The sequence below is a fragment of the Ancylomarina longa genome (assembly GCF_003996985.1).
Taxonomy (GTDB): Bacteria; Bacteroidota; Bacteroidia; order Bacteroidales; family Marinifilaceae; genus Ancylomarina_A; species Ancylomarina_A longa.
Map to the genome: position 1 here is coordinate 1 of NZ_RJJX01000048.1, position 3,984 is coordinate 3,984.

Consider the following 3,984-nt stretch of genomic DNA (forward strand, 5'->3'; position numbering starts at 1 on the left):
TTGAGATAAAATTTCAGGTATTGGGTTAAGAAAGGATTCTTGGGAACGAAGTTCTTCAAAGTCAACGCTTGAAGCGTGTGAGTGTTACACACTTGGAACGTAAAAACGTTTTTGACTTTGAGAAGTTACAGGACTTTTCCCAGAAAGTCAAGTAAGGAAAGAATCCTGGAGTGTTGCAATCCCTTCTTCCCTTATTGAACAGATTCATACATGGATGTATAAACAATACAAAAGGGAATGAAATTTTAAAAGTAAAATTATAAATCAGAATAGCTTAGAATTTACTTTGGTGGTATTCACAGCAAAACTCATCCCAACAGGCTGTAAAAATCATAACAGGTGACGGATTCTTACAGCTATTCGTTGTGTGTAATTTAACACAGCGTGCAAATTGAGACTATGTATATATGCAAATGAGAAATATTGAAGTTGTTAAAATTCAAGCACTAATTGAAAGACATTGTAGATTACTATTTACGTATTTAACTATGATTTAAGATATAATGACTGAAATGATAAAACAAGACTATAAAATATGAAAACTATTTTTAAAGGTATTAAACCCTATTTGATAGAGTTTATAATAGTTACAGCAGGAGTTTTGATTGCTTTATTTTTAAGCAACTACAAAGAAAACAATCAAACACGGAAATATTACATTACATCAGTTGAAACTATAAACAATGAAATCGAAACAAACTATAAAGACTTAAAAGGAACCATTGAGGGACATATGAACTTGTTAGATACAATTAATAAATATAGAACAAATCATATATCAATAAGTGAACTTATTGTTAACAAAGGAGGTGGGCTGAGTAGTACAATATTGAGCAATACTGGATTGGAATTTTATAAAAAAAATCAACTTAATTTAATAGATTTTGAGATAATGTCGGAATTGATTAGAATAGAAAACACCATAAATCTTATTGATACAAAAATGCAGAAACTTATGGATTTTTTGTATCCAAATCTTTTTGTTGATTCTGAAGAAAGCAAAAGATTGGTTGTTGCTCAATTAAGTAATCTATTGAATAGTGAATCTCAACTATTGCAACAATATGAGAGTTTTATTGATAAATATATTGAAAAAGAAAAAAGCGAAAAATAAAAACTACACACAACAATGGTAACCGTTGCACAACCGATTAATATTTCTAATAAATAAGATGGAAGCTTTAAAAGTTTGCTAATTAGCGAGCTTTTAAAGCTTCCTTTTTTAGGTTAAAAATCCTCGCTGGTGCGCGATTTAATCGCGTTCCGTTTTCTATAATGGAAGCACACAAAAGGATTCGTGCGGTAGCGGTGGATTAAAAATGAACCAAATAAGAGCCTCAATTCTATTTTTAAATAAAAGCATTTTCAAATTTTAGGCATCCTTAAAACTGCTATATTTAAATCCTAATTGGGTAGTATGTTGAGTTTTTAGACAGACTGACGTTGTGTGCAATATCTGTAGAATATGAGAATTTAATAATAATTAAATTGCAAAAATATGAATAGAATAGTTTTTGAGAGTTTATTACAGTTACTAATAGTTGTCCCACTTATTTTATTATCTCTAAAGAAGTATAATAAAGAAAACTATCAGAGAATAGTCGTTTTTGGAGTAATATTTCTCAGTTATCAATTATTAATAAATCTTCCTAATTTCATTGACACATTAAAATTTATAAACGGAAATTGGAATTGGGATGGGAAAATATTTGGGATATTGTTTGGAATCTTCTGTTATTTCTTATTTCGTAAATTATTTAAAGACTATGATTATTTTACATTAAAACAGGACAAGAGTAATTTCAAGAAAGTTTCCATTGTATCATTAATTGTGATTGTTTTAGCAACAATAATATGGTTCTTTTTTGGAGAATCAGAATTTAATATTGAATCATTAGCATTTCAATTAACCTTACCTGGAATTGATGAAGAAATAATGTATCGTGGTATTTTATTAGGACTGCTAATGTCTGGATTGAAAGATAAACAAAAAATTATAGGTAATCCAAGTGTACTGATTACTTCTATTTTATTTGGATTAATTCATGCTTTGAAATTGGATAAGAATTTAACGCCAAACTTCAATATTATTTATTTTTTACAAACCGGACTAGCTGGATATGCATGGGGATGGATTACAGTTAAAAGTAGAAGTATTTTGTTTGCGATTTTGTCACATAATTTTAGCAATTTTTTTGGAACATTGGCAACAATGATAAAATAAATACTGCACACAATAAATAGAACTATGAGCGGTCTGCAAGACCCAGCGATGAGTACATGTTGAACTACATCCCGTGTTGTTTTGGATTTTCTATGCTTTTACCGACGATTTTTCTTGTATTCTGAAGTCTTCAGAGGGGGAGCTTGTATTAATTTATTGCGTTAATCTTTCTAATTTATGGATTTTCAACAGGCTGTACCCCCCCGCTGGTGTGCGATTTAATCGCGTTTCGTTTTCTATAATAGAAGCACACGAAAGGATTCGTGCGGTAGCGGCGGTAAACTATGCTTTATTCTGAATGAAAAAAAATTATGAAACGCTCTGGTTTCCTGCCACACACTTCCAAATAGGAAGTCCGAAACTACTTGTCGAAAAAACAAAGCAATTAAATACCCATAGTTCCGGCGACATTGTCCAACTATGTTTTATCCTTTGTTTAGAACTATTCTCAGAATCTAAAATCGGTATTCTAAATAATGTTTTGTTAGTTTTAACAAACGAAAGGATAAAACACTTTTACGTTGGCAACAATAAAATTAAAAACATGAAATATAAAGCAATCTTCTTTTTTTTTCTTTTTTTCCGGATTAGTACAACTTTCGCCCAGAATGAACAAACTATTGTTTCTGAGAAATTGAATATTTATTTTCAAACTTTCGGAGAGGGTGAACCTGTCTTAATTATTAATGGTGGACCAGGAATGAATAGTAAAGGATTTGCATCACTGGCTAAAATTATTGGAGAAAAAAGAAAGGCAATTATATTTGACCAAAGAGGAACGGGAAGGTCAATTATGAGTAAAGTTGACAGCAGTACCATTACGCTTGATTTAATGATAAATGATATTGAGGCTATAAGAAAATATCTTAATATTAAAAGCTGGGTAGTATTAGGACATTCTTTTGGGGGAATGCTGGCATCATATTATGCCACTAAATTTCCTAAGCGAATAAAAAAATTAATACTTTCATCCTCAGGAGGTATAGATATGGAATTGTTTTCCATTATTGATATAACATCAAGACTTACACCTTTACAACGGGATTCTCTTAAGTATTGGAATGGTAAAATTGCAGAAGGAGATACATCCTATTATGCTAAATTTCAACGAGGAAAAAATCTTGCGCCAGCTTACCTTTACGATACAACTTACATTGACACTATAGCTCATAGAATGACACAAGCTGATATGCTAATCAATAAATTAGTTTATCAGAATATGGGAAAAATGAATTTTAATTGTAGTGATGAACTGAAAAATTTTAATAAAAAAGTGCTAATTATTCAAGGTGAAGAAGATATAATACCAAAACAGATTGCAGAGAAATCTCATCGGGCATTCAAGAATTCAGAATTAATATATATCCCTAAATGCGTTCATTATGGATGGTTAGAACAGCCAAAAATGTATTTTAATAGTATTAATCGCTTTTTATTATCGAAATAGCATTAGAAAATTACTGTTGCCAACAAAAAATATAGTGCATTTGGCAACCCGTAGTAATACTGAAAGTTAGAGTTCAAAAGAAGATTTGCGTAACTTGAAAAATAATCGTTTCAAAATGCGGCACGCACCATATTCAAACCGTTGAAATGAATATTGCTGTGAATATGAGCGTTTGAGATAAAATTTCAGGTATTGGGTTAAGAAAGGATTCTTGGGAACGAAGTTCTTCAAAGTCAACGCTTGAAGCGTGTGAGTGTTACACACTTGGAACGTAAAAACGTTTTTGACTTTGAGAAGTTACAGGACTTTTCCC

At 30.8% G+C, this 3,984-nt stretch carries 3 protein-coding genes; all 3 read left to right on the plus strand.

Going from position 1 to position 3,984, the window contains the following annotated elements; translation table 11 throughout:
- Positions 1-535: 535 nt before the first annotated feature.
- The 3 genes from DLK05_RS16275 to DLK05_RS16285 all read left to right on the plus strand — a co-directional run bounded on the left by DLK05_RS16275 (position 536) and on the right by DLK05_RS16285 (position 3,671).
- On the plus strand, positions 536-1,114 hold the full coding sequence (locus tag DLK05_RS16275; RefSeq protein WP_127345063.1) for a hypothetical protein: 579 nt from the start codon (positions 536-538) through the stop codon (positions 1,112-1,114).
- Between the two features lie 384 nt (positions 1,115-1,498).
- Positions 1,499-2,224, plus strand: coding sequence for a CPBP family intramembrane glutamic endopeptidase (locus DLK05_RS16280; protein WP_127345064.1), 726 nt, complete (start codon positions 1,499-1,501; stop codon positions 2,222-2,224).
- A 298-nt stretch (positions 2,225-2,522) separates the two neighbouring features.
- The gene (locus DLK05_RS16285; protein ID WP_127345065.1) at positions 2,523-3,671 is read left to right on the plus strand and encodes an alpha/beta fold hydrolase; all 1,149 of its coding nucleotides are present in this window, start codon (positions 2,523-2,525) and stop codon (positions 3,669-3,671) included.
- Positions 3,672-3,984: the final 313 nt, after the last annotated feature.